This is a genomic window from Streptomyces lunaelactis, assembly GCF_003054555.1.
Lineage (GTDB): Bacteria > Actinomycetota > Actinomycetes > Streptomycetales > Streptomycetaceae > Streptomyces > Streptomyces lunaelactis.
On sequence record NZ_CP026304.1, the window covers coordinates 525587 to 551912 of the forward strand.

General features: G+C 69.3%; 23 protein-coding genes and 2 pseudogenes. 13 read left to right on the forward strand and 12 right to left on the reverse strand.

Going from position 1 to position 26326, the window contains the following annotated elements; all coding sequences use genetic code 11:
- Positions 1–304: 304 nt before the first annotated feature.
- On the reverse strand, positions 305–979 hold the full coding sequence (locus SLUN_RS02410; RefSeq protein ID WP_254710110.1) for a formylglycine-generating enzyme family protein: 675 nt from the start codon (positions 977–979) through the stop codon (positions 305–307).
- Positions 980–1114: 135 nt separating this feature from the next.
- Between SLUN_RS02410 and SLUN_RS39260 the strand changes: the two genes are divergently transcribed.
- From SLUN_RS39260 to SLUN_RS40790, 6 genes and pseudogenes are all read left to right on the forward strand, one after another.
- The gene (locus tag SLUN_RS39260; protein ID WP_159100159.1) at positions 1115–1258 is read left to right on the forward strand and encodes a hypothetical protein; all 144 of its coding nucleotides are present in this window, start codon (positions 1115–1117) and stop codon (positions 1256–1258) included.
- Between the two features lie 343 nt (positions 1259–1601).
- Entirely contained in the window at positions 1602–3242 is a 1641-nt protein-coding gene (locus tag SLUN_RS02420; RefSeq protein ID WP_108146947.1) for an FAD-dependent monooxygenase, read from the forward strand.
- Between the two features lie 54 nt (positions 3243–3296).
- Positions 3297–3635, forward strand: coding sequence for a methylated-DNA--[protein]-cysteine S-methyltransferase (locus tag SLUN_RS02425; RefSeq protein WP_108146948.1), 339 nt, complete (start codon positions 3297–3299; stop codon positions 3633–3635).
- Positions 3632–4132, forward strand: a pseudogene (locus SLUN_RS02430) (2OG-Fe(II) oxygenase); the annotation flags it as partial. The gene SLUN_RS02425 and the pseudogene SLUN_RS02430, both read left to right, overlap by 4 nt.
- Before the next feature lie 230 nt (positions 4133–4362).
- Positions 4363–4692, forward strand: a complete 330-nt coding sequence (locus SLUN_RS02435) for a hypothetical protein (RefSeq protein ID WP_108146950.1) — start codon at positions 4363–4365, stop codon at positions 4690–4692.
- Between the two features lie 263 nt (positions 4693–4955).
- Positions 4956–5290: pseudogene (locus SLUN_RS40790) on the forward strand (IS1380 family transposase); the annotation flags it as partial.
- A 338-nt stretch (positions 5291–5628) separates the two neighbouring features.
- Here the strand turns inward: SLUN_RS40790 and SLUN_RS40795 are convergent.
- Positions 5629–6378 (reverse strand): hypothetical protein, encoded by a 750-nt coding sequence (locus SLUN_RS40795; protein ID WP_254710117.1) that lies wholly within the window; start codon positions 6376–6378, stop codon positions 5629–5631.
- A 34-nt stretch (positions 6379–6412) separates the two neighbouring features.
- Here SLUN_RS40795 and SLUN_RS40800 point away from each other — a divergent pair, with 34 nt between their 5' ends.
- Positions 6413–6937 (forward strand): glycoside hydrolase family 16 protein, encoded by a 525-nt coding sequence (locus SLUN_RS40800; RefSeq protein ID WP_257153895.1) that lies wholly within the window; start codon positions 6413–6415, stop codon positions 6935–6937.
- A gap of 286 nt (positions 6938–7223) precedes the next feature.
- Here SLUN_RS40800 and SLUN_RS02445 read toward each other — a convergent pair whose 3' ends face one another.
- A complete protein-coding gene (locus SLUN_RS02445) occupies positions 7224–7961 on the reverse strand; it encodes a hypothetical protein (protein ID WP_108146951.1) in 738 nt (245 codons plus the stop codon).
- 605 nt (positions 7962–8566) lie between these two features.
- Here SLUN_RS02445 and SLUN_RS02450 point away from each other — a divergent pair.
- Positions 8567–9691 carry a GNAT family N-acetyltransferase gene (locus SLUN_RS02450; protein ID WP_159100161.1) on the forward strand — a complete coding sequence of 375 codons (1125 nt, stop codon included), beginning with the start codon at positions 8567–8569 and terminating at the stop codon, positions 9689–9691.
- Positions 9692–9694: 3 nt separating this feature from the next.
- On the opposite strand, the gene SLUN_RS02455 is transcribed toward SLUN_RS02450, so the two are convergent.
- The 4 genes from SLUN_RS02455 to SLUN_RS02470 form a co-directional block, all read right to left on the reverse strand.
- Entirely contained in the window at positions 9695–10984 is a 1290-nt protein-coding gene (locus SLUN_RS02455) for a lipopolysaccharide biosynthesis protein (RefSeq protein ID WP_108146953.1), read from the reverse strand.
- A 258-nt stretch (positions 10985–11242) separates the two neighbouring features.
- Positions 11243–12331, reverse strand: a complete 1089-nt coding sequence (locus SLUN_RS02460; protein WP_108146954.1) for a GNAT family N-acetyltransferase — start codon at positions 12329–12331, stop codon at positions 11243–11245.
- 123 nt (positions 12332–12454) lie between these two features.
- Positions 12455–13447 (reverse strand): phosphotransferase family protein, encoded by a 993-nt coding sequence (locus SLUN_RS02465; protein WP_159100162.1) that lies wholly within the window; start codon positions 13445–13447, stop codon positions 12455–12457.
- Between the two features lie 282 nt (positions 13448–13729).
- A complete protein-coding gene (locus SLUN_RS02470) occupies positions 13730–14956 on the reverse strand; it encodes a carboxylate--amine ligase (RefSeq protein WP_108146956.1) in 1227 nt (408 codons plus the stop codon).
- Between the two features lie 590 nt (positions 14957–15546).
- On the opposite strand from SLUN_RS02470, the gene SLUN_RS02475 reads away from it, so the two are divergent.
- From SLUN_RS02475 to SLUN_RS02495, 5 genes are all read left to right on the forward strand, one after another.
- Positions 15547–16707 (forward strand): phosphotransferase family protein, encoded by a 1161-nt coding sequence (locus SLUN_RS02475; RefSeq protein WP_159100163.1) that lies wholly within the window; start codon positions 15547–15549, stop codon positions 16705–16707.
- 11 nt (positions 16708–16718) lie between these two features.
- Positions 16719–18512: a glycosyltransferase gene (locus SLUN_RS02480; RefSeq protein WP_159100164.1), complete on the forward strand. Its 1794-nt coding sequence runs from the start codon at positions 16719–16721 to the stop codon at positions 18510–18512.
- Entirely contained in the window at positions 18512–18904 is a 393-nt protein-coding gene (locus tag SLUN_RS02485) for a hypothetical protein (protein WP_108146959.1), read from the forward strand. The genes SLUN_RS02480 and SLUN_RS02485 overlap by 1 nt, the downstream gene beginning before the upstream one ends.
- A 104-nt stretch (positions 18905–19008) precedes the next feature.
- Positions 19009–20280, forward strand: coding sequence for an NAD(P)-binding domain-containing protein (locus SLUN_RS02490; RefSeq protein WP_108146960.1), 1272 nt, complete (start codon positions 19009–19011; stop codon positions 20278–20280).
- Positions 20277–21098 carry a glycoside hydrolase family 16 protein gene (locus tag SLUN_RS02495; RefSeq protein WP_108146961.1) on the forward strand — a complete coding sequence of 274 codons (822 nt, stop codon included), beginning with the start codon at positions 20277–20279 and terminating at the stop codon, positions 21096–21098. Before SLUN_RS02490 ends, SLUN_RS02495 begins: the two co-directional genes overlap by 4 nt.
- 23 nt (positions 21099–21121) lie before the next feature.
- Here the strand turns inward: SLUN_RS02495 and SLUN_RS02500 are convergent, their stop codons facing one another.
- The 5 genes from SLUN_RS02500 to SLUN_RS02520 form a co-directional block, all read right to left on the reverse strand.
- Positions 21122–21934 (reverse strand): polysaccharide deacetylase family protein, encoded by an 813-nt coding sequence (locus tag SLUN_RS02500; protein WP_108146962.1) that lies wholly within the window; start codon positions 21932–21934, stop codon positions 21122–21124.
- The gene (locus tag SLUN_RS02505) at positions 21931–22938 is read right to left on the reverse strand and encodes a glycosyltransferase family 2 protein (protein WP_108146963.1); all 1008 of its coding nucleotides are present in this window, start codon (positions 22936–22938) and stop codon (positions 21931–21933) included. Before SLUN_RS02505 ends, SLUN_RS02500 begins: the two co-directional genes overlap by 4 nt.
- 82 nt (positions 22939–23020) lie before the next feature.
- Entirely contained in the window at positions 23021–24382 is a 1362-nt protein-coding gene (locus SLUN_RS02510) for a glycosyltransferase family 2 protein (RefSeq protein WP_257153636.1), read from the reverse strand.
- Positions 24379–25143, reverse strand: coding sequence for a glycosyltransferase family 2 protein (locus tag SLUN_RS02515; protein ID WP_108146964.1), 765 nt, complete (start codon positions 25141–25143; stop codon positions 24379–24381). The genes SLUN_RS02510 and SLUN_RS02515 overlap by 4 nt, the downstream gene beginning before the upstream one ends.
- A 274-nt stretch (positions 25144–25417) precedes the next feature.
- Entirely contained in the window at positions 25418–26170 is a 753-nt protein-coding gene (locus SLUN_RS02520; protein WP_306610662.1) for an NAD-dependent epimerase/dehydratase family protein, read from the reverse strand.
- Positions 26171–26326: the final 156 nt, after the last annotated feature.

Sequence of the window (26326 nt, forward strand, 5' to 3'; positions counted from 1 at the left end):
TTGCGAGTTCAGATTCACGATTGTGACCAACGGACCTTCCCCATCGACGTGACGCCCCCGCACCCTGCCTCCACCGGCCACTACTCCCGGGCATACCTCCGGCGAATCCGACCCGTCCTCGAGGGCCGGATGGCCACCGACGACCTGGCCACGCTCGACACGCTCCTCGCCGACGACGGACCCCACAGCCTCCTACACCGAAACGACCTGATCGTCCGCGGCACCAGAACAGCATGGGTAGCCCGCCGGCCCTGAATTGTGCGTTCGAGGACGTGCGGGAAACGGTCATCGCGCACAACGCGGATCAGCGCACGATGGAACGCGCGATGCGGAATCCCACGTCGTCGACCTGGAAGCTCGGGTGGCTGCGGCGCCGCGCGGAGGCCCGGCAGCTCCAGTGCTCGTCGAACCAGCCACCGCCCCGTAGCACCCGGTACGTGCCGTAGACCTCGGCGTCGTAGATGTCCCAGCACCAGTCCCAGACGTTGCCGAGCATGTCGTAAAGGCCCCACGGGTTGGGCCGCTTGCCGCCCACGTCGTGGATTCGCTCGTGCGAGTTGCCGCGGTACCAAGCGATCTCGTCGAGCGGCCCGTAGCGCGGTCCTGTCGTACCGGCACGGCAGGCGTGCTCCCACTCGGCTTCGGTCGGCAGCCGGTACCCGCCGGCGGATGCGTCCCACTCGATGCCTTCGCCGTCGGCATGGAGGTGATAGGCGGGCGCGAACCCGTCGCGTTGGGACAGGGCGTTGCAGAACCGGACCGCGTCCCACCACGAAACACCCTCGACGGGCAACTGGTCCCCTTGGGTGGTGCTTGGCCGCTGGCCGGTGATCTGTGCGTACAACGCCTGGGTGACCGTGAACGCCGCGAGCTGGTACGGCGCAAGCTCGACCGACCAGCTGCGCTGCGTCCGCCGGTCCGACAGCGTCACCTGCCCCGGAGGGACAGCGATCATCTCGCTTACCGCGCTCGCGTCCATGGACAGGCGATCCTACCGACACCTGTCCTGGACGAACGCGCGGCCGGCTTTCCACGCCGCGCACTGCGACGGATCGAGTCCGGCGCCGGGGTGAGGCTGTCGGTGAAGGCGCGGGCGGCCTCGCGGGGTCGGTGGATGCTGTCCGGGCTGTCGCCCCGCACCACGGTCGGTACGGGATGCGGGCACCTGGTTACCGACGAGCACGCGCCGGCGTGGTGGACGCTGGCCGACGCCGAGGGCAACGAGGCCGATGTGGCCACCTGGAAGGGCCGCGAATGAGGGCGGCAGTCGAGTGGCTGCGCATCACGTCGTCTGCCAGCCGAAACCGGTGATGGTGAACTGTGCCTACCCGGGCGGAGCGACGAGGGCGTCGGATTGATTCGCGCGCCGAAGCGTTCGGGGGCATCCGGCCAGGTTCGAGGTCCCCGGCTTGCAGCTATGACCGGCTCGAAGGCGGGTCCGGCCACCTAGGCCGTGTCTGACAAATCCCGCCTGGCGCGACGCCCAGCTCGCCCAGTCACGGCGGTTGTGACGGATCGGGTTCTCGGTGGCCGGTAGCCGCCCGGCGGGCGACCATTGAGGTGGATCCGCTCGTACGGGGGCCTCTCGCCGGGAGACGCCAGTGGTGCACACCGAGGTATCGGACGTACTGGTAGCGGGCGCCGGCCCGGTCGGGCTGACCGCGGCCGCGGAGTTGCGACGGCGCGGGGTCGCCTGCCGCATCGTCGACCGGCTTCCGGCCAGGTTGCCGTTCGCGAAGGCCGTGGGCATCCAGCCACGCACCTTGGAGATCTGGGACCGGATGGGCCTGGTGCGGGCTGCGCTGGACGCGGCCGTCCCGATGCGTGGGCAGCTGATCTACGTCAACGGTGCCGAGCAGGCCCGGCTCGACCTCGTGCTGCCGCCCGAGGTGCCGTACGGCTTCGCCGCGCTGCCGCAGTACGAGACCGAGCGCATCCTCGAGGAGTTCCTGGCCCGCTTCGGGACCCGGATCGAGCGCGGCACCGAGCTGCTGTCGTTCACCCAGGACGCCGACGGGGTGTCCAGTCGGCTCCTCAGCTCCTCCGGGACGGAGGAGGAGGTCCGTTCCCGGTTCCTGGTGGGCTGCGACGGCGCGCACAGCGTCGTCCGCAAGACACTCGGGCTCACCTTCGAAGGGGGCGCCTTCCCCGAGGAGTACATGCTCGCCGATGTGGAGGTCGACTGGGACCTGCCGCCCGGGTACGGCGTACGCGCCATGCACCACGATGCCGAGGGCGCCGTCGACGACGTGCTGGTGTGTATTCCGCTGCCCGGCCCCGGCCGCTACCGGATGTCGATGCTCGTGCCTCCCGAGCTCTCCACGGCCCGGCGGACCGAGGGCGCTGACCAGGACGGGGTGGCGCACGGCCTGGAGGGCGGCCGGGCCCCTGCGCTCCCCCACATCCAGGCGGTCCTGGACCGGCTGTCGCCGCAGCCGACCACCGCGTCCGCCATGCGCTGGTCCTCGGTGTTCCGGATCAGCCACCGGCTGGTGGACCGGTACGCCGACGGCCGGGTCTTCGTCGCCGGGGACGCCGCGCACATCCATCCGCCGACGGGCGCGCAGGGCATGAACACAGGGATCCAGGACGCGTACAACCTGGCCTGGAAGCTCGCCCTCGCGACCGGGGGCTCCGCACATCCGCAGCTGCTCGCGAGTTACGACGCCGAGCGTCGGCCGATTGGCGAGGAGGTCGTCGGCCGAACCGTCCGGCACGCCACCGAGGGCATCCAGGCCGACCCGACGGACCCGGCGACCCTGATGCTGCGCGAGGCGCAGCTGCTCGTCGGCTACCGAGGCAGCCCGATCGTGGGCCGGCCGCACCCGGACGGCGACGGGGCCGGCCCACAGCCCGGAGACCGGGCACCGGACTGTGGCGGCCTCACCGGGGAGATCGCCGCCTATCCGCTGCGGCTGTACGACCTACTGCGGGACCGCGGGCACGTGCTGCTGCTGTACGGGAACGGCCCGCCGGGCGACGGACTCGACGAACTCGCCGCCGCAGCACGGGAGCTGTCCCACGGCCAGACAGAACCCTGCGTGGTACTCGCCGAGGGCGCACCCGCCAACGGCACACGGCTGCCGGTGTACCGCGACGGCCGGGGCGAGTTCGCGCGAGCCTACGGGGCGCAGGATCCGACGGGGTTCGTCGTGCGCCCGGACGGCTACCTCGGAACCCGCCTCTGCCCGCCGACCACGCAGGAACTGGCCGCCCACCTCGCATGCGTATTCCGGTCCTGAGCTTCGGCGTCCGCGCGCGGTGCCGGCTGAACTCCGCATCGAGAACTCAGCGCAGTGGGCGAGGAGTCGGCCACCGCGAAGGGCGGCACCGCACTCGCCTCCCTGGCCCTGTCCGGCCAGAAGAGCGGCGCCATCGTCCAGGACGACTGGACCCAGGACGCGGACGCGTTCGCCGAGATCGCCGCGCAGCTGCGCTCGTACTTCGACGGCAAGCTGACCCGCTTCGACATCGAGTACGTCACCAGCGGCTCCGAGTTCCAGCAACAGGCCTGGAAGGCCGTCGAGACCATCCCGTACGGCACCACGACCAGCTACGGCAAGCTCGCCGAGCAGATCGGCACCCCGCGCACCGCGGTCCGGGCGGCGCCGCACACCGAAGGAACCACACCGTGATCGACACCACCCATCTCGAGGGCCGCGCCGCCGACCGCGTCGCGGCGGGCGACTGGGACGCGCTCACCGAGGAACTCAACGAATACGGCAACACGCTCACCGGACAGCTCCTCACCCCCGACGAGTGCCGCCCGATCGCCGACCTGTACGACAAGAGTGAGCGGTTCCGCTCGACCGTCGACATGGCCCGTCACCGCTTCGGCTCAGGCCAGTACCGTTACTTCACCCACGACCTGCCCGAGCAGGTCGCCCAGCTGCGCCAGGCGTTCTACCCGCGCCTGCTTCCCATCGCCCGCGACTGGGCCGCAAAGCTCGACCAGCCCGCACCCCGGCCCGACAGCCTGCAGGAGTGGCTGACGATGTGCCACGAGGCCGGCCAGGCCAAGTCCGCCCAGATCCTGCTGCGGTACGGCACCGGTGACTGGAACGCCCTGCACCGCGACGTGTTCGGCGACATGCTCTTCCCCCTCCAGGTCGTCATCGGCTTGAACGCACCCGCGGCTCGCGCCGACAACGGTGGCCAGGCGCGGCTCGACTGACCGTCCTACCGCCCCCCGTCACCGACCGTGGTCATGGTCAATCTCCCCCTGCGCTTCAAGGCGTGTGTTCTGCGTTGTGACGAAATGATGCTCTTGGGGGCATTCGGGTGGTACCTGGTCCGGGGTGCAACTGAACCGGCGCACCAAGGCTCCTGACAGTCAGAAGCGACCCAACCCAGGAGGCCCTCATGCACACTTGGCAAGTCTCTGCTCTTCCGTCAGCGCCGCAGCCGTCAGAGATTGACACCTATCGCTTCCCGGGCGCCAGGGACATCGATGAGCACGCTCCCTGCCCGCCCGCCGACACCTCGGACGACTACCTTCTCCCATCCCCCGACCCCAATCAGCGGCTTCCCTTCGCACTACCCGCCGCCGACAAGCGCCGCCTGGACGTGCACGCGGCCCTGACCACCACCGGCATCCCGCCACTGCCCGGCGACCTCGACGCCATCAAGGCCCTGTGCACCCTGGACGACAGAACCCTCACCACCGTCCTGCGATGGATCACCAGTTACTAGCCTCGCGCTTTCATGGGCCTGCTCGTCCATGCCTTGATCAAATAAGCGGAGAACGCTGCTGACCTGCAACGATGGGACTTGTCTAGGGTCCTGTTGGCTGCACGGAAAGAAGCACTCTCCAGGTGAGCAAGCGCATCGGTTGTACCCGCGTGTCCGCTTCGAGGGCGGTGGCAATGGGGTGGCCTCGCAGGCCGGGTCGGTGCTGCTGGTCGAGACGGTCCGCAAGTCCGGCCTGGACGGTGCGATATCGGCAGCGCTGGCGCCGGCAGGACGCCACCGCGACCTGGAAAAGACCTTCGGCCACCACCCGCTCGTCGCGTTCGTCGACCACGGCCAGGCCGGGTCCGGGGAACCGGTGGCCGCCCTGCTGCGGCCCGGCAACGCCGGCTCCAACACCGCCGCCGACCACATCACCACCACCCAACTCGCCCTGGCCCAACTGCCCAAACACCTGCGGCGGGGACGCCAGACACTGATCGGCACCGACTCCACCGACGGCACCGAACGGCCCGGCGCCTGGGTCGCAGAGATCACCGACATGCCAGACCTGACCACCTGGCCCAGGGGCATGCGGGTGGACTGGGGCGACCGGAGGCCCACGGGCAGCCCGAAGGCCCGGAGTCATGCCCCTTTTGTCGCGAATCGGCCCCATGGGGATGCGCCACTGGCTCACGGTGGCTCCGCAATCCATCGACTTCGACATCAAAAGGCTGTTTCGCCCAGGCCGTTCGCCCCATTTGGGGGATATGTAATTCGCTGTGGCGGACATCACAGAAATGGTTCTGACTTTCGCCAACTCGACTGTGTGCCACAAGTCCTGAGGGTCAGTGGACCGGCCGATACGGGTTTCAGGGCAAGGGCGGTGCTTGCGTGCCGGATTCGGCTCGCGCAGAGTCCAAGTCCTTCAGCCCGCTCTTGCTCCGTGCAATGGCAGGCCTATTGCCGGACGCCGGGGGGGCGAAAGGTCATCCATTTAATGCTCAGATATTCAAAACACCGCCGCAAGCTGAACGCCCGCAAGAAGCTTTCCGTCCTCGTGCTGTCCTTCGCCACCCTTGCTGTGGGCAGCGCCGCCTGGGCGGGCCAGTCGGGGCCGTCGACCGGGGTGGTCGTCGACTCGCTGTCCCTTTCGGCATCGCCGAGTGGCCAGCTGAAGGCGACAGCGAAGGTCCATTCCGCTCGTACGATCCGGGTACAGGCACTGACCGTCGCCGTACGGTCGGCGAACGGCTCCCACTTCGACTTCCCCGGGGCGACCGCGCCAAGCCTGGGCCCCTCGCAGACGACATTCACGTCCGGCAGCCGCACATTCCCGGCCGGCACGTACACCGCCTTCGTCGCATACAAATACCGCGACACCTGGCGCAACCTCTCCCCGGTGAAGACGTTCACTTCCGGCGGCACGGCCACGCCTGCGCCTGGCCCGACGGCTTCGGCCTCCCCGTCGCCCAGCCCGACCCCTACCCCGACCGGAACCAGCCCCAGCCCGGTGACTAGCCCGAGTGCGTCGGCTTCGCCGGTTCCGTCCCCCAGCCAGACCACGTCGACGACCGGCGCCGCGCCGTTGGGTATCCCGGGCACCTGGCGCCCGGCGTTCGCGGACGAGTTCAACGGCACCACTCTCGACAGTTCTAAGTGGAACCCGAACTGGCTGGGCTGCCCCACCTGCACCACGAAGCCCGTCAATTCCGCCGAACTGGGTGCATATGCCCCCTCCCAGGTGAGCGTCAGCGGAGGCTCCCTGCACCTCAAGGCCGAAAAGGTGCAGACCACCGCAAATGACGGCAAGACCTACGCCTACCGCTCCGGCCTGGTCGAGAGTGACGGCAAGGCCGAGTTCACCTACGGAGCCTTCGAGGCCAGGATCTACACCCCCGCGGCGTCCCCTGGGGCGATCGCCAACTGGCCCGCCTTCTGGACGGACGGGCAGAACTGGCCCGAGGACGGCGAAATGGACATCATGGAGGCCCTCGGCGGCGGCAAGGCCTGCTACCACTTCCACTCCCCGGCGGGCGGTCCGGGCGGCTGCGCCCCCGGTGACTTCACGGGATGGCACACCTACGGAGCTGAGTGGAAGCCCGGAGTCGTCACGTACTACTACGACGGCAAGCAGGTGGGCCAGATCACGACCGGCATCACCTCGTCGCCGATGTTCCTGATCCTGAACAACGGCGTCTACAGCAGTCCGACGACCGTGACCCCGGCCGACATGATGACCGACTATGTGAGGGTCTGGCAGCACTGACCCGGAGACCGACGTGCCCGGCCGTGTATCTCGCGGCCGGGCACGGCCGTGCGCCGGGCGGAGCGCGGGCTCAGAGGGCGTGTTCTTGGCTGCCCAGCCGAGTGGTACGCGAGTTGGACGCACGCGGATCTACCGCGGCCGCACTGCGCCGAGGCATGGGCGGTCTGCTCGGAGAGCTCGGTCCGCCGTCTGGGTGATCATCGCAGGGCATCATGCTTGCGATGCGGGCGCGGGGGTGGGCGCCGACGGAGCCAGCCACGACGTAGGGCTCGCCGGCCAACAACCTCTACTGAGGTTCCCGTATCACGGCAAAGAGCGCCCGGTCCGTCGGGAGACCGGCGGCGTCGAACGCGCGATGGCGGCCGAGGTGTTCGATTCGTGCCCCGGCGCAGTTCTCCTGCAGGTACTCCCTGAGCCAGACGTCCGGCGTCGGCAGCATACGAGGAAGACCGAACGACTCGGGCATCTCGTCCTCGCCGCTGTCAAAGAACATCACCTTGCCGGTCCGGGCCCAGAGCTCCCGAAGGAGGTATGTGGCGGTGTCGAGGCCCTGGTTTCGCACCAGGTGATGCCAGAGGGACAGCACGAGGGTGCAGTCGGTTGCCGGCAGAAGGTCGAGTGTGTCGGCTCGAAGCTCGAGCTCCATCACCGCCACGTTGTCCAGCTGGTTTCGTCGCACGGCTGTCGTCGTTGTCCGAACGTATTTCGGGACCGATTCGAGCGCGACCGAGGGTACCCCACGACTGGCGAGCATTATTGGGAAATAGCCGACATTTGCGCCGACATCCATCGCGCTCTTCACGCCCAGCCGCTCGACAACCGGCTCCATCGCCGCCCATCGCGACCGGCTGCCGACCGCTCGCTTCGCCTTCCGCACTGGTAGGCCCGGGACCGGCTGGTAGACGCCGTCGGGCAGGGCATCGAGCTTCAGGCGGACCAGATCGATCGTGTCGTCGAGTATGCGACGCCCGCGCCGCAGCAGTCGAAGCGACGGAATCCTCTGGTGAAGGCGCACCATGCGCATGGAAGCCTGAGTTCCGTCCAATTGGCCCACGAGTCACCCCTATTGGCTCGCGAACCGACCGCGCATACCCATCTCGGACCGGCGGCATGACGGTCGATTCAGCATTTTTCGTACCTTTTCATTCGGTATTTCACAATAGTGGATGCCGAAGGCCCACGCTCGTCCGGGAGGACCGGGGTGGATGGCTTTCGACCGGGCTGCCGGTCGTCGTTCAGGGCGCCCCGCCTGTCTCCCGGCGACAGGGCTCTGACCGCCCTGCTTGCGGTACCGGAGTCCGGCCGCGTCGGCATGCCTGCCGGGCTGGCCAGGCTCGACGAGCGCCGGCCTGAACGGATCCTTCAAGGTGAACCACTGGTCTGCGGGGGACGGGCAGGGGACGTGAAGCGGGGACGCCGTCGGCGGCAGACGGTTGCGCCGGGTGCCCGTTTCCTGTGTGCCGCTACTGCCCCAACGCACGCGTCACGTTGCGTGGCTCTGCGGGTGTTCGGACAATGGATCGTGGAAGCAGGAGACTTGGGTCAACACTCCGACTCCTCCTGTTCCGCTCGCCGGAACACTGGGCCGTGGTGTCCATCCGCCTGGGCGGGGTCGTGAGGAGGGCATCCGTGAGCCACCACCAGGCACCCGAATCTGAGCCCCGAGAGTGGGACGTCCACACCGGTGATGGCGTGACACGGGCCGTGAGCCCCGTTCCCCGTGAGACCTGGGCGAAGGTGCTCGCCGCCGACCCCGGAGCCACGGCATTCCTCTTGCCGCAGTGGCTGGACTGCATCTGCAGCGTCCGTGGCTGGCAGGACGCGAGCCGGCTCTACCGGACGGCCGAAGGACGGGAGCTCGTCCTGCCGATGGTTCGCCGACCGGCATGGTTCCGCGCTCTCTCGTTGCAGTCCTCCTTCCCCCCGGGATGGGGAACGGGCGGCATTCTGGCGTCCGGAGGAGTCCGCCCCGACGAAGTCGACATGGTCCTCGCCGATCTCGCCTCCGACCGAGCACTGCGCACCAGCGTCCGTCCTGACTTCGCCGCTGCACCCGCGTGGCCGGGTGGGGCGCCGGGGGTCGTCACCGTGCCCCGGAGGGTCCATGTACTGGATCTCGACGGCGGCATGGACGCCCTGTGGTCGCAGCGATGGTCCGGGAAGTCACGAAGGGGGCTGCGCTCCTCGGAACGCAAGGCCGAGCAGGCCGGCCTGGTCATCGAAAGCGGCCACTCGCCAGAGCTGGTGTCCGCCTTCTACGACCTCTACCTGCGATGGATCGACCGGCGAGCGCGGGAACGGCAACTGCCCTCGGCTGTCGTCCGCAGCCGCGGAAAGCGTGCGGAGCCGCTCGCCAAATTCCAGGCGGTAGCAGCTTCCCTCCCAGGCACCTGCCGAATTCACGTGGCCAGACTTGACGGGGAACCGGTGGCCGCCACCATCTCGCTGCTGCACGGATCGATCTGCATCTACTGGCGCGGCGTGAGCGACAAGCGGACGGCGGCTCCGCTGCGCGCGAACCAGTTCCTTCAGCTCCGCTCCATCAAGGAGGCCTGTGATGCAGGCTGCCGCTACTACGAGATGGGGGAATCGGGCGGGGTCACTTCGCTGGAGCAGTTCAAGGCCAACCTCGGCGGAGGCGTACGAACCCTCGCCGAGTACCGGATCGAGCGCTTGCCGCTCACCGGGCTCCAGGATCGGCTGGGCCGGATCCGCAACGCCGTCGACGCCCGTCTCGCCACCCGGCGGAGCTGATTTCTACTTGGGTCCGACCATGCCCCCGTCCGTCGGCGATTCCGACCGGCTCCCTACCGGCAGCCAGAGCGGCTTCCGCCACCACAGCCACGCGGCCACAACACTTTGGGCGATGAGCCACCCGGCCCCAACCCCCGCAATGCCCAGGGGCGACAGCAGCACCAGGCTCAGCCCGGTGGCCAGCGTGCAGACGACTCCCAGGATTCCGATCAGCATGCGCATCCGGCGCTGGGCCCGGCAAGCGCTCATGGCCGTAATGACGACCAGGTTGGGAATCGCCGACAGAGCCACCAGACGGAGCAGACCCGCCCCGTTCTGGGCGTAGTCGGTGCCGAACACACGCAGCACGAGTGGCGCAGCTGCACAGAGCACCAGTGCTCCCACAACCTGCAGCATTCCGGTGTGTCGCAGGACCCGCCGACAGTGCCTGAGCAGCTGAGCCGGGTCGTTCGCCGCCTCGACGACGAGCGACTCGCCCATGCTCGCGTTCAGTTGGTACAGCGTGAACCCGGCGAGCCAGGCCAGCGAGAAGTAGGCGGCCTGGTCGGGTCCGCACCGGTTGAGAACGATGATCGGGAGCAGGGCGGTCGCGCCGAGCCAGAAGAGTGCTGCCACGTAGTCCAGCGCAATGTATTTCGGCGTCGGTCTGCTCGTGTCGGCCCGCTCGTCCGGCGGGGTGCGGGCGTGCCGGGGGAACGCTCTTGCGTACAGGAAGCCGTTGGTGAGGATGACGGCGAGGACCAGGGCGAGGGCCCAGGACAGCAGGATTCCGGTCGACTTCATGACGACGGCCAGCACACCGACGAGCACGATCTTCCCCACCGCGAACACGGCGTTCTCCCACACCACCCAGTCCGGGCGTCGCAGGCCGGTCAGCACACCGTCCTGGATGACGAAGACCGCGTATGCCGCAGTGGCCAGGACGTAGCATCCCCCGAGCAGCGGCTCGCGCAGGAACAGCAGCCCTGGAGAGATCCAGGGCACGAGGAAGAGAAACATCCCTGCAAGGAACACGGAGAAGACACAAGCGCCCAGATAGGCCCTGGAGACCAGCAGTTGGGTGCGGTCCCCCGCGGTGGGAACGAACCGGAGCAGCACATTGGTCAGGTTGAGCTGGCCCACTCCGGCCAGCAGCATCATCGCGGACACTGCCGAGTAGTTGCGGCCCACCGCACCGGTGTCGTACCAGCGAGCTGCCAACGCCCAATACCCCGCCCCGAGAGCCGCTGTCAGCAGTGCGTTGAACGTCAGCACGTGACCGGTGCGCAGCAGGTGGTCCTTGGACTGCCGCACCGGGCTCACTGTGCCCGCCAGTTGTCGGGCATCCGGTCCGGCCTACGGCGCATGGTGACTCCAGCCTGTGCGCAGCCCGGACGAGGAAGCGACGGGTGATCCGCACAGGGCACCTGCGTTACCGGAGACTCCATGTGGCGGCCAGGGATAGCGTGGCTTTCCAACAATCGTCGTTCCCCTCAGGCTAGATCGAGGACGGGCACTCTGCCACACAGGGAGTCCAGCTCCGCACGCTGCGTGACATTCGCTCCCCAGGGCCTAGGCGTCCTCGAAGCGGAGCAGGCGCTTGACGGCGCTCCGTAGTCGGCGATCGGCGGCCGAAACCGGAAGCCGCTCGCGGAGGAAGGCGGGGGTCGAGCGGCTTTCGGCCCCGAAGCCGTCCTTGAAGTGGGCCAGCGAGGACCCCGGTCGGGAGTCCCCCAGGTGGTAGTACCTGCAGCCCGCCTCGCACGCGTCCTCGACGGCGAGGTGGTGGAGCAGGAAGTTCGCCCGGACCGGGTGGGCGAGATCCCGGTTCATCGCACCGCGCCAGTACTTCGCGTGGTCGCCGTGACGGAGGACGACAATCGCCGCGGCGGGCTCGCCGGCGCACCATGCCAGGTAGATCGCGCACGATTCACCGAACCGATCGGCAACAGCCTCCAGACGCTGCCGCGGGAAGCTACGGGTCTGGCGCCATCGGGCGAGTGCCAGCGGCTCGTGCTGCTGCCGCGCCCAGCGCACCATTGACTGTTCGTACAGGTGGTAGAAGGCCGGCACCAGCCGGCCCGTGCGGTCGACCTCCACCTTGATCGCCGACCGCTCGGCTCGGCGCACAGCCCGTCGGACACGCCCGTGGAAGCGCCGGTCCCAGACGGTGCCGAAGCCGCCGTCCAGGTCCAGCACCTGCGTCATGTGTTCCTCCGCCCCGAAGCTCTGCGGCGCCGCCCGTGCCCACACCGGGTCGGCGCCGGGCCCGAACCGGACGCCGACCCGGAGCGCCGGGCGCCGCGCGAGGTCGTCGAAGACGACGCGAGCCTCCGTCTCGTCGGGCGTTCCGGGGGAGACCAAGGGCCCGCCGATTCCCCAGTCGGACGGCCAGGAGTCCTCGCCGACCAGCCACGCCGGCCACCCTCGCCGCCGGGCCAGTGGTACGACGAGCCGGCGCCCACCCTCGAATTCGTACAGTCGGCTGGCATCCTCGAAGGGTCCCGTCGCACAGATGCAATCGAGCCACGTCGGAGTCTGGCTGGCCAGGGTGTTCTCGTCCACAGAGGCCAGTTGCCGCCAGACCGCCCGCGGAGCGGGGCTGGTCACCCGCACGGGGCACGACGGTCCGGCCACTGGGTGCGCGACGGCTGAGTTCATGACTCCTCCTGCCGGGCGTGAGAAGGGACGGGACTAAGGCCGAGATTAGACGGACACGAGGCGCACGGCCTCTTTGACGCGACGCTTGAAGGAGGCCGCGTTCGGGGCGCCGGGCGTCGACCACTACCGTCGCGCCACCTCCTTGAGCACCGGCACCACATTGCCCGCGACCCAATGATGGCTGCGTCCGTAGCGCGCCGACTTCTCCGCGTTTCCCGCCACATGCCACAGCCAGGTCAGCAGCGGCAGCACGTCTTCCTCGGGGCCTTCGTCCGTGGGTGGAACATCTGCTTCGGCGAGGAGACGGCGGTCCTCGGGCAGCAGGGAGCCGCGCCGCACGACATCCGCCACGATCTGCCCCAACTCCCGCCCGCCGCGCTGGTGCCGCAGTGTCAGGACGAAGGTGTAGGCATCGATGGCGCAAGGGCCGTCCCGGCGGGCGTTCGCCCAGTCGATCACCCCGGTGAGCGTCCCGTGCTCCCCGTTCAACAGGATGTTTCCCGGATGGAAGTCCCCATGGGTCCACGCAACCGTCAAGTTGTGCCCGGTCAGACCGCTGCGGAGGCGCTCTCTAAGTGCCTCCGTGGCGGCTGCGCCACGGCCCCGGCGGCACCACGGGATCTCTTCGGCCAGGATGGCGAGCTGGGGGTCGACCCAGTGCCCGATGTGTGACGTGACGCACTCCAGCCGCCCGGTTGCCCGGTGCAGCTCGCAGACCGCTCCGAGCGCGGAGGCAGTCACTTGCCGAGTGAGGTGTGGAGAGCGCCGCAGCAGCTCGTCGCCTTCGACACCCGGCAGACGGCCTTCCGCCACCAGGGGAAGCCGTCCGCCGAGCCGGCACACTTCCATCGGAGGCAGCAGCCGCCGCCACTCGTCCAGCCGGTCGTCGAACGTCAGGTCCCGCACGGCTTCGCACCCCCGGGCGAGCGACGCGGCAGCTCTACTGCTGCGGGGATGCTTGACCACCAGCGGCCGCTTCTCGTCCTCCAGCTCGAAGACCAGAAGATCGGAAACCGTCCGCTGCAGCCGGTGCAGGTCGCGGAAGCCGGCGCGGTCAGCGCGCAGCTGGTTCGCCAGATGGCGGGCCGTCAGCAGGTCGGCGGGCCGGGTGAGCACACCCCGGGGACGAAGGGGAAGGAGGCCGCGCAGCCGGGACCCCCACACATCAGCGCGAGGGAAGGCATCTTCCACAGACCCTCCGTCCAATCGGCTCATAACGGACTATATTTCACAATATGTCGTCGCATGGTCGACGGCGATCGGGCGGCTCGCTGCGGTCGAGCCGCCAGCAACTCCCGTGACCCACCACGCGCTCGCGCCAGGGCGCGCCGTATCCGGGCCGTGCCTGGCATCCGCTAGGTGCCTGGCATCTGCTTCACGTGGGGGCGCCGCTGGGTGTCAATCGCCCCGGGCATGCAGGGAACGGCCGAGGCGGTGGGCCACAACGCCCGCGAACCGGATCGCGTCGGCCGCAGCGGGCAGCGGATCGTCCCGGCAGAGCCAGGCCCGTTCCGTACGCCGCCAGGAAAACAGACCGGGCGGCAGCCGGTGCTCGTCCCGCAGCCAGACCGCCGCCGACGGCAGATCGAGTTGACCGGCGACGAAATCCCGGTTTTCGTCCTGCGGGCTGTCCGGTACGTCACGGCCCGTCAGGTCCAGGTGCATTGCCCGTACCACGTCGATTCCGTCGGCGTTCTGGAACAGCCGGAACTGCGCACCTGCGCGCGGGTTGAAATCCACCAGCTTGTAACGCCCGTCGCGACGGTCGTAACGCCAGTCGAGGTCGGCCGGCCCGCTGTAGCCGATCCGGCGGCACAGCCCCGCGGCCAGCTCCGCCAGGCAGGAATTGCGCAGGGCGACCGCCCTGGTGGTCACCCCCGCGTACGGCGGCCACGAGCGCAGCTTCAGGCCGGTGAAGACGACGCGCGGTGTGCCGCCCGCACCGCAGTAGAGGTGGGTGATCCAGTCCTCCGCGTGTTCTCTCGGGATGTACTCCTGCATCAGGACCGGGGGCAGCGCGCCTGTCGGATACCGGGCCAGCAGCTCCCGCTCGTCGCGGACCACGGTGGTGCCGCTCACGGCCGGGTTGCGCAGCCTGCTCCACGCCTCGAGGTTCTTGAGCACCAGCGGAAAGCCCAGCTCACGCCCTGCCTCCACCAGTTCGTCGCGATCTGCAGGCGCCCGGGTGCGCGGGGAGGGCACACCGAGTTCCTCGCACATCCTGTGCAGGCTCGCCTTGTCGGCCAGCCGCCGCGGCAGACCGGAGGGCACCGCGGGGAGCAGAAAGCACTCCGCCAGTTGGTCGGAGTGCTCCGCCAGCAGGATGGCGGCTTCGTCGTCGGTCGGTACGGGCATGCAGCGCGAGCCGATGGCCCGGCCGATCGACAGCAGGGCATCGATCAGCAGCCGCGGTTCCTCCAGGCCGGTCGTCGGCCAGACGAACCTGCGGGTGACATGGCGTGAGAACGCCACCGGAGTGAACCTGTCCTCGACGACGGCGTGGACCGGGACACCCAGCCGCCCGATCGTGCGCACCACGCCGAGGCCGCCGTGGTGCAGGGGATAGCTGCCGATCTTGGTGAGGAGAGTGGGCATCGCACGGTCGAGGGGTGGTCCGGCGTTCATCCGGCGTCCCCTCCGCCATGGAGATCAGCCATCGTCTCTCCGGACGTCGATGGGGCGGGCCGCTGTGCGGTGACCGACTGTGGGCAGACGGTGGGCGTCCACACGGGAGTTCACCCATGTGCCGCGTCGGCGTCGGCACATGAAGGTGTGCGAGCCGACGTTCACGCCCTGCGCGGAACCGGAGAGTTCGCTGATGCAGGGCGGCAGCGCCGTCGCGGCGGCCGCAGCTGCGACGGCCCTGCACCGCGCACGCCCCGGCCGATCGTCCGGGAAGGGCCTCGCGTCCATCACTCGTGACCTCTCACTCCGCAGGGACTGGATCTGTACTTCGCTGTCTTTGTGACGGACCGTTACCGCTGACCGCTATGGCCACTATGAGAGATGATGTCAGAATTAGTGCCATATGTAGCAAGTTGTGGATGACTGGCCTTATGGTGAATGAGATCTGTCCAAAGACCGGCCGTCGGCAGCCGAGCGGCCGGTGAAGCACCGGGCTGCGGAGAGGAGCACCGCCAACTGGCCCTATCGGATCGGCAGGTTGTGCGCGGCACGGGTCGCGCCCGTGGGCAGCCATCCCCGGAGGTTTGATCGTGAACCGTGTCCCGACCTTCACGACAGCGCCCGGGACGGCGCCGGGACCTCCGGCCGAGCAGTTCGCGGACTCCGTGAATTTTCCGAATACTCCGCGTCACCGGAGCGCCCGTGCGCTGTGGGATCCCCTGCTCGGGCTGCTGCCGCTGCGCACTCCGCGTGTTCTCGGCACATTGACCGACGGTCTGCGGGCGCAACGCTTGGTGCGCGGGATGCATCCCCGCGAGGTCACTGTGGTCCGGCGCCCCACCTGGCCCCAGACCAATCTGCTGGTGTTCGGGTTGCGGCGGGGCAACCTGACCGTCGTGGTCAAACACCCCAGGAACGAACGGGCGGCCGGCGCCCTCGCCCGTGAATGGGACGTTCTGCGGGAGCTGGCCGCGGACGACCGGCTCGCCCCCTGGCGGCAGCTGCTGCCGCAGGCCGTCAGCTATCTGCCCGGCGGGCCTGGCCGGATGCTCGCCCAGGGGCGGCTTGTGGGCGTACCCGCGGAGCGCCTGGTCCGGGGCCGACCGCAGGATCTGCACCGAACGGTCACCGCTGCCCTCTCATTTCTGGCGGAACTGCGGCGTGCGACCGGAGTTGCGCAGCCGGGCGCCGAACGGTCCGGTGAATGGGCCGAACCGCAGCTGGAGATCCTTTCCACGGAGATCGGATGGTGCCGGGCGGGTGCGGGTGCGGCGGGACTTCAGGCGCTGCGCCGGCGCCTGTACGAGGGCCTGGCCAAGGCCGTCATGACGGAGGCCTGGACGCATGGGGACTTCCACCCGGGCAATGTGCTGCTGAGTGAGGAGCGCGCCCGGGTCGCCGGTGTGTACGACTGGGGCAACGCGCGGATGGACGGCCCGTCGGAGATCGACGCCTGCATGTTCGTACTGGCCGTCCGGGCGGCGCTCAGCGGCCGCCCGCTGGGGAGGCTGGTTGCCGATGCCGTCCGTGCCGGTGGGCTGCCGGCCGCGGATCGTGAACTGCTCTCGGCCGCCGCCGTGGATCCGGACGTCGGCGGCGACTCGGCGGTACTGCCGCTCCTGACCTGGCTGTGGCACGTGTCCGGCAATGTGCGGAAGTCGTCGCAGTTCGGGCGAAGTCACTGGTGGGTTTCCGACACCGTCGCACCTGTCCTCGAGGAGGCCTCCCGATGGGCAAGCGTCGGACACTGACAGGCGGCTCCATGCCGACTCGTGCAGGCACCGAGGCGCCGCCAGGCACGTCCCCGACGGGCGAATCCGGGCCATGGCGAGCCACCACCCGCCGCTGGGTGATCAGGGCCGTGCTGCTGACCGCGCTCGCGCTGTGGCTGCTGTCTCTGCGCAATGTCGACCTCGACCGGATGCGGGATCTCGGTCTGCTCCAGGTGCTGCCGGTGCTCTTCTGGATCGCGATGGCCCTGCTCACCTTGGGCTTCTGCGTCGCCCTGAGTAACCGGCGCACCGGCAACGGTTGGTTCGCGGCCTACGTCCTGGCCCTGATCGCGGTCATCCACGCCACCCCTTCGCTGCTGTACCCGGAACTGCGCTACTCATGGGCGTGGAAGCATGTGGCGGTCATCGACGCGATGCTGCGGCACGGCGGCGAGGTGCCGCACGCCGAAGAATTCTCCATCTACAACCAGTGGCCGGGTTTCTTCCAGCTCAACGCGCTGTTCCTACGGGCCACCGGTCTTGGGTCCCCCCTCGGCTACGCCGAGTGGACGCAGCCGTTGGTCAACGTTCTGCTGCTCGGCCCGCTGCTGTTGATGTACCGCGCGGTCGCACGTGACCGGAGGCTGATCTGGGGGGCCGTCTGGATCTACTACTCCTGTTCCTGGGTGGGGCAGGACTACTTCGCGCCGCAGGCCTTCGCCTTTCTGCTGTTCGTGACCGTGATCGCCTTGGTCCTGCGGCAGCTGCCGTCCTCCGCGCTCCCGCGGCCCGGCCGTCAGCGACGAGGATCCTGGCCGCCGGGACTGCTGCTCCTGGTGTTGGTGATCGTGGCCGCGATCGTGTCCTCGCATCCACTCACCCCGCTGATGCTGCTCAGTGCGCTGGTGGTGCTGTCGCTGCCGCGACGCAACCGGCGGGTGGTGCTGCCGGTGCTGGCCGGGGCGGTCGTGCTCACCGCCGCCTGGGACGCCACCGTGGCACGGCCGTATATCTCGGCCGACCTCAGCAGTCTCGTGAATGATCTTCTCCAGCCTGACGCGAACGTCGTCTCCGGGTTGGCCAGGCTGGGGCCTGCTGCTCCGGGACAGGTCATCGTGTCCTGGGTCGACCGGGGCCTGTCCGGGGCCGCCTTCCTGCTGGCTGCGATCGCTTTCGCGCGCCGCCCCTGGACACGCCGTACCGGACTCCCGTTGCTCGTGGTCTCCCCCATGCTTCTCCTGGCCGCGAACGCCTACGGCGGAGAGATGATCTTCCGGGCCTACCTGTTCGCACTGCCCGCCGCAGCCTTCCTGATCGCGGCCCTGCTCCTGCGGGAGGGCACGCGGCCGCGTCGGCGGATGCTCGCCGTCTACCCCGTTCTGCTGGCCATGCTCGGCGGCCTGGTCTTCGGCTACTACGGCAAGGAGGCGATGAACCACTTCACTTCCCAGGAGGCCGCTGCCGTCCGCTATCTGATCGACACCGCTCCACCGGGTTCACGGATCGTCTCCCTCAGCTCGTCCATGCCCGGCGTGGACGAGGACTACGACCTGCATGAACGTGCGCCCGTGGACGACCAGGACCTCGCTGACAAGCGGCTACTGGTGAGGAACCCGCTGTCGGGTGTGCAGGCGCTCGTCGACGTGGCCACCGCCAGTGAGCCGGCCTACGTCATCCTCAGCCGTGCACAGGCCGCCGAAAGCTACCTCAACGGAACGCTTCCCGCCGACACCGTGTCGCGGCTGCAGTCGGCGCTCGCCAAAGCACCGAACTTCACGCTCGTCTACCGCAACCGCGACGCAGCGGTCTACCGGTACGACGCTCCAGCGGAGGGGACACACTGATGACTTCGCTGCGCTGGGGGCTCGCCCTGTCTGGCTGGGCTGCTCTAGCGGTCACCGCTCTGCCGGCCGCCCACCCCTTGCGGGTGCTGGTCATTGCCGCCTTCCTGCTCGTCTGTCCTGGACTTGCGGCCGTACAGTCGCTGCGACCGGCGGCGCGACGAGGCCGAGATCCGGCCGAGCTCCTGGAAGCCGCCGTGCTCAGCGTGGTGGTCAGCCTCTCGCTGTCGGTGCTCGTGGCGGAGGCGCTTTTCCTCAGCGGCACGTTCACCGCCCGGCGGGCTCTGCTGGCGCTCGCCGTTCTCACCTCACTCCTGGCGCTTGTGCCGCGACCTGGCAGCAAGCGGTCCAAGGAGCGGCCGGTCACCGCGGAATCCACTGAGCCGGAAGGGTAGCCGTGACAGGGAATGGCGCTGCGCGGAAAGGCCCGCGAATGGTTGCCTTCCGGTGGCTGGTGCACCCTGGTTGAAGAACCTTTCCTCGGCGAGGAGGTACGGGAATGCCCCCGAATTTCAGCGCGACCACCCGGTACCGGGCGGCCAAGGAAGCGACCGGGATCCGCCGTGACCGGGATCCGGTCGTCGTCATCGGAGCTGGACCGTACGGGCTCGCCATCGCTGCCCGGCTGAGCGCCGCGGGTGTTCCCTTCAGAATTTTCGGCGAGCCGATGCAGGGCTGGCAGACCCATATGCCCGAAGGGATGTTTCTGAAGTCCGTCCCGGCGGCGTCGTCGATTTCCGCCCCGGAGCCCGGGTACGGGTTCGCGGATTTCCGCGCGGCTCAGGGCAACGGGCCGGTTGGCGATCTCTACCCGATCCCGGTCGAGGAATTCATCCGCTACGGGCGATGGTTCCAGGAACGCCGCGTGCCCGAAGTGGAGCGGTCGATGGTGCGCGGTGTGCAGGCCGTCGACGGCGGGTTCGGCATCACTCTCGACTCCGGCGAGGAGTTCCCCGCCGGAGCTGTGGTGATCTCCACGGGGCTGGTCCCGTTCGCCCATGAGCCACCGGAGCTGCGCGGCCTCGCCGCCGCGGGGCTGACCTCCCACCCGTGCGAGCACCGGAACATGACCGGCTTCGCAGGGAAGCAAGTGGCCGTCCTGGGTGCGGGACAGTCGGCGCTGGAGAGCGCAGCACTGCTGTACGAGGCGGGTGCCCGCCCCACCGTGGTGGCCCGTGCCCCTGCCGTCGTTTTCGGTGATCCTCCGCAGGCGGACCGGTACGGCGCCCGTTCCCGTTCCACCCGGCTGTACAAGCCTGGCTCCGTGCTGGGCCCCGGCTGGTCGCTCCTGGCTGTGAGCCGAGGCGCGGCCGCCTACCGCCATTTGCCGACATCCGTGCGGATGCGCCTGCTGCACGACGTGCTGGGCCCGTCCGGTGCCTGGTGGCTGCGGGAGCGCGTGGACGGCCGCTTCCCGGTGCTGTGCGGGCGCTCGGTGCGCTCCTCCGTGCCGGAGGAGGGGACGGTGCGCCTCGAGTTGGCGGACACCGGCGGCGGAACCGAGCTGCTGCGCGCCGACCATCTCCTGGCGGCCACGGGCTACCGGGTGGACGTGGACCGGCTCGGGCTCCTGGAGCCCACACTTCGTCAGGCGGTGCGGACCTTCGGCGGTGCACCGCGGCTGTCCGCCGGCTTCGAGTCTTCGGTGCCCGGCCTCTATTTCACCGGGCTGGCCGCGGCACCCAGCTTCGGGCCGGTCCTGCGATTCGTCTGCGGTACAGGTTTCGCCGCCCGGCAGGTCGCCGACTCGGTCGCGGCCAGGAACCGGTGACAGCGGGGCCGGCCGCGCGGGTCTGGCAGGCGGTGGCTGCGTGCCTGCTCATGCTGGCGACGGCCTGCGGCAGCGGCACCATGGCCCCGAGCCCGCCTGCTGCGGGCACGTGGCGGCTGGTCTTCTACGACGACTTCGACGGCTCGAAACTCGATACCGATCGCTGGGTCACCTGCTACGACTGGAACGAGGACGGGTGCACCAACAACGGGAACGACGAGGTGCAGTGGTACCTCCCTGGCCAGGTGTCGGTGGGCGGAGGCCACCTCACCCTCAGCGCCGAGCGCCGTACCACCAAGGGGAGCGACGGCAAGGCCTACCCGTGGACCTCCGGCATGATCACAACCGGGCGTGACCACTGGGACGGCCGTCCCCGGCGGACCTTCACTTATGGCTACTTCGAGGCGGCGATCCGCATTCCCCCTGAGGCCGGCATGTTCCCGGCCTTCTGGATGATGCCCGCGTCCCGGTACACACCTCCCGAGCTGGACATCATGGAGTCCTTCGAAACCACGCAGCAAGCCGAGATGTCTGTGCACTGGCGGGACCGCGAGGGTGCCGAACAGCGGGAGGGAGGAGCGTACGGACCGGTCGATTTCCCCGCCGGGTACCACGTGTTCGGGCTCCTCTGGGAGCCCGACGGGCTGACCTGGTACGTGGACGACGTCAAGCGGTTCCGGGTGACCGACCCGGCCCGGATCCCGAACGTCCCCATGGAAGTGCTGATCAATCTGGCTGTGGGTGTTCCCGATCCTCCGCCCCCCTCGGTCGACTCCGCGCGGATGCGGGTGGACTGGGTACGCGTCTGGCAGCACTGAGCGAGAGCGGGCGTCAGCCTCTGTCAGGCTGCCGGAAGAGCTTGGTACGGCCGGTGCAGCCGTGCCCGGAGCCGGCGGTACGAGCGCCATCCCCTGGTCCGCACTCGCTCGGGAAACGGGGCCACCGGGGCGCCGGCTCCTTCGGTCCACAGCCTGAAGAGTTCCGGGCCGGTGTCGGTGTGCACCATCAGCCGGGCGATCCTCAGTGGGTCGTCCCCGGGCGAACTGAAGGCATTGCTGACGGCGGCGGCCGATGTCCAGCCCGCCTCCCGCACCATGCGGCAGACGGCGAGGCTCGAGTAACCGTGGGGATAGGCGAACGCGGAGACCGGGTGACCGAGGGCGTCCTCGAGTTGGTCTTTGCAGCCGGCCACCTCATCCCTCAGCGGGCGCCCGGACAGCGTGTCGAGCTGCGGATGCGTCCTGGTGTGACCGCCTATCTCGAAGCCGAGCTCATCCAGCTCCTCGACCTGGCCCCAGCTGAGCATTGGCGCGGGCGGGAAGAGACTGCCGCCGGGCGGCCGGCCCGGTGCGTGCATCGCGCCCGTGGTGATGTACAGGGTGGCGGGAAGTCCCCGATCGGCGAGCAGCGGAGCCACCGTCGAGTAGAAATCGGCGTATCCGTCGTCGAAGGTCAGCACGGCGGACCGGGCCGGAATCGGAGGGCCGCCGTGCAGGGCCGCCACGAGTCGCCGCAGCGGGATCACATCGAGGCCGCTGCCCACGATGCGGTCGAGATGATCGGCAAGGGTGCGAGGGCTCACGGTGAGCGGCGCGATCCACGACGGCGGGTCGAGGGTGACCGAGTGGTAGAGGAAGACGGGCACGGCGTTCATGGACGGCTCCTGCCGACGGGCACGGGCGCCTCGTCGGTGCTCGAACCACCCACGGGCGGCGGCGGGCGGTGCGGAGCGGAGGGGGACGAGAGCGAGTGGATCCGGCCGACGGCGTAACCGGCGACGGTGGCGCAGACACCCGTGGACAGCGCCGCGAGGGTGCGCAGGGCGCCTGGACGGCCCGGCTGCAGATTCCGGGCGAAGGCCCGGGGGATGGTCGATCTCAGATAGGTGCGCTCGCTGGCCAGGGCGGCCCTGCTGCCGCTGTGCCGGGCGACCAGCGCCTTGGACAGCCCTTCCGCGTAGCAACGCGACCTGAAGTAGGCCCAGTTGGAACGTGTCCCGGGGACCCGGTGACGTACCGCTGCGGCAGGTTCGTAGAGTAGTACGGCGTCGGGCAGCCGGGCCGCGATCCGCAGACACAGCTCTGTCTCCTCGCATCCCAGGGGGCGGGTTCCGACCCGTCCGAGGTCGGTGCGGAAGCCGCCGGCCAGGACCACCTCGGACCTGCGGAAGGACATGTTGGCACCGATGAAGTTCCGCACCGGCGCGGGCCTTTCGGGCAGTCCGCGGTACGAGCAGCCGACCACCCAGTCGAATTCCGGCGGGAACCACACCGGCCGGTGCGTGACCCACCACGGCCGGACGAGCCCCCCGACACCCACGACACGGGGGTCGGTGTAGTGCTCCAGCATGCGGTCGGTCCAGTCAGGATCGGCGGCAGCGTCGTCATCGAGGAAGGCCACCACGTCGCCGCGGGCCGCGGCCACCCCGGTGTTACGTGCGCCGGAGAGGCCCTTGCGCTCGCGGTTGGGAACCACCCGGACTCCGGGCAGCGAGGCGGTGGCCTGCTCGTAGAGTTCCTGGCAGTGGTCGATCACCAGCACGATCTCGTCCGCCGCGCGCTCCTGGGCACATACCGAGCCGACCGCGGCCCGGATGTCCTCCCACCGGTCGAGGGTGTAGGCGCAGATGATGACAGACAGGCTCGGTGCGGTGCTCATGACGGCCTCCCGGCGGTGGCGGGGGGCGTGGTCGCCGTTCCCGCCGGCTCGGATGCCCTGAGGGCACGTGATGCGTACACAGCTACTTCTCAGTTTCCGTCGCCGCTGTCGCGGCCGCGCGGCTGAGCCAGCGGCCGCGGAGATAGCCGAGCGGCCCATACAGCAGGCCCCGTATCTCCAGGAGGGCGAGTTGCCTGGACCATCCGTCGCCCGGTTCCGTCCGGCCGCGTGCCTTGGCCGCCGCATACCGGATGCCTCCAGGGAGCCTGCGCAGCAGGGCGGGCAGCATCTGGGGCTCACGGGCGAGTGCTCCGGTCAGATAGGCCCCGAGCCCGGCGCCGTATCCGAAGGCCTGTGCCTTCAGGGCGTCCTCGGTACGGCGGTGGCGATGCCAGACGATCGCGCCCGGCTGATAGGCGAGGGTGCGGCCGCCGACCAGAACCCGGAAGAAGGTGAGCAGGTCGTCGCCGCCGTGAGCCGGGGTACCGGTGCCGGTAGCCGGGTCGAAGCCGCCGAGGGCGCGGAGCATGTCCATACGGAAGGCCATATTGGTCCCGGAGCCGAAGCGTCCGGCGGTGAACGGAAACAGCGGGTCGGCCGGCGGGTCCTGCAGTGACCAGGTGCGAGGGGTGTACCCCTTGGCGAATCCACCGTGCCGCTCCAGCGCGGCCTGGGCTCCGGTCCGGAGTTCGGCGGGCACGATGAGGCCGGTGACACAGCCGATCCGGCGGTCCAGGGAGAAGGCTGCGGCGAGCTCGGTCAGCCAGCGGGCGTCGACGAGAGTGTCGTCGTCCGTGAACGCGGCGATCCTGCCGCGCGCCAGGGCCAGTCCCCGGTTGTGTGCGCGGGCCAGACCGGCCACGGGCTCCCGGACGTAGCGGACCCGTCGGCCGTAGGCCTCCTGGACCAGGTGCTCGGCGGATGCGTCCGTCGGGGCGTTGTCCACCACGATCACCTCGAACCACGGGTACTCCATCAGCAGGAGCGAGTCCAGGCACTGTCGCAGCAGCTGGGGCCGGTCGTGGGTGGCGACGATGACGCTGATGTAGGGGGCCTCGTCGAGGACGCGCAGCCCGGCGGCCTGGCAGGGGAGGACGGCCGTTTCGTGCCACGGCCGGGAGGAAACCCTGGACGAAGTGCTCGGCCGGTCGGCTGCCAAGTGCGCGGCGACGGCGGTGGTGAGCTCCCGCGCATTGGCCAGGGACCGCCACAGCTCGGCGGGGCTGGTGCCGGTCCCGGAGACCATCCCCAGTGGGTGGCCGTGCAGTCGCACCAGGGCCAGAACCCTGCCCTCGGGACGGATCTGCTCGCGGCTGCCGGGCGGGTGGAACTCTCCCGGCTCGGCCAGATCGATGTCGACGACCCTGACCGGGGAATAGGGCGGGGCCACGGGGACGGAGGCGTTCGAGCGGGGAGCGGGGAAGAGTCGGCCGGTGGCGCTCACTTGCTGCTCCGTCCGGCCGACGCGGACTGTGCACCGGGTCGCTCGGAGAGGAGCGTGCGCAGCACCCGGCGGCCGTCGGAGATGGCGTGCAGATTGGAACGGCCGCTGCGGCGGGGCAGTTCGAGGCTCGGGACCTCGGCGATCCGCAGTCCGGAACGCAGGGCGTGCACGATCATCTCGGCTTCGATCTCGAAGCCGGCGGCGTGCAGGTCCAGTTGGTCCAGGAAGCTGCGCCGGAACGCGCAGAACCCGTAGCACAGGTCGGTCAGCGAGGCGTCGTAGAGCCGATTGACCGCGGCCAGCAGCACGTGGTTGCCCAGTTGCCGGAAGCGGGTGATGTCCAGGGAGCCGCCGCCCGCGACGAACCGCGAGCCCTTGACGAAGTCGTAGCCGTTCTCCAGGAAGTGCAGGAAGTGCGGGATCTCGGCGGGCGACATGCTGCCGTCGGCATCCATCATCACCACGTAGTCGCCGGTCGCGGCGAGGAACCCGGTGCGCAGGGCGTTTCCCTTGCCGGGGCCGTTCTGCCGGACGCTGCGGACCGTGGGGAGGCAGTGGGTCGCCATGGGCACCGTGGCGTCGATGGAGTTGCCGTCGACCAGGATGACCTCGTCGACGCAGTCCGGAATCTGCTCGAAGACCCAGGGGATGTTGCGTGCCTCGTTCAGGGCCGGAACCACCAGGCTCACGGACGCCGGGGGCGGGAGCTTGTCCTCCGCGCGGCGCATCGGGTGGGTGGGTTTGTCGGTGGCCCGGCGCATCGGGTGGGCGGGAGTGTCGGTGGCCCGGCGGGTGGGGGTGCGGGGCGGGCGGCGCCGGGTCGGTGGCCGCGGGCCGAGTCTGGTTCGTGGTCATGATGTCTCCGGGAAGGGGGTGCACCGCCTGGTGTCGTGCGGTGGGGGGAGTGCTTCGGATGGCCCGGGATCCCGGCTTGTGAGCGAGGGATCCGCTGGTGGGGCTGTGCCTGCTTACAGGCTCCGACCGCTATGTACGTTTACATCGTATATATACATATTAACCCTTTCAGGCATTTGGTCAAGAGATGTCAGCCGCAGCCGGACGGGTTGAACTGCTGGAAGCGCCATGCGTCGCGGCACATCGCAGCAAGGCCCCTGGTCGGCTGCCGGCCCCATTCCCGCGCTGCCGTGCTCGCGTCGGCGACGAGTTCGCCGGCATCACCGGGGCGGCGGTCCACGACCTCGTACGGGATGGACTTGCCGCACGCCTCGCCGACTGCAGGAGTTCGAGGACCGAGGTGCCCGACCCGCCGCCGAGGTTGAACACACGCATCCCCGTCCGGTCGGCGAGATGGCCCAGTGCGCTCCGGTGGGCTTCCGCGAGGTCCATGACGTGGATGCAGTCGCGGACCACGGCGCCGTCGGCGGTGTCGTAATCGCCGCCGATGACGCTGAGGCGCACATGTCTTCCGGCCGCGACCCGGGCCACTCGGGGCATCAGATTGGCGGGCCCGCTGCGAGGGGCATGGCCGAGCAGGCCGCTGGGATGCGCGCCCACCGGGTTGAAGTAACGCAGTGTCAGCACGGTGAACTCCGGGCGCAGGAGGCACAGTTCGGCAAGGATCTGCTCGCAGACCCACTTCGACGCCGCGGAGGGGTTCACCGGACAGGCCGGGGCGTTCTCGGCCAGTGGCGTCGTGCCGGCCTCGCCGTAGAAGGAGCAGGACGAGGAGAAGACCAGCTGGTGCACGCCATGCTCCTGCATGACGCTCAGCAGGGACGTGGTAACGCCGACATTCACGTCGACCAGGACGGTTGACGGATCGGGCATGGACTTCTCCTTTGGGCGCGGTGCGCCGAGAGGGAGGTCTCCGCAGACCGTCCAAGGAGCGGGCCCGGGACCGGATGGGCGCCAGATTCTCATGACACGCAAGAGGTTATATATTTACGGCGTATACGTACACTTTCGTCCCATTTGCATCTACGG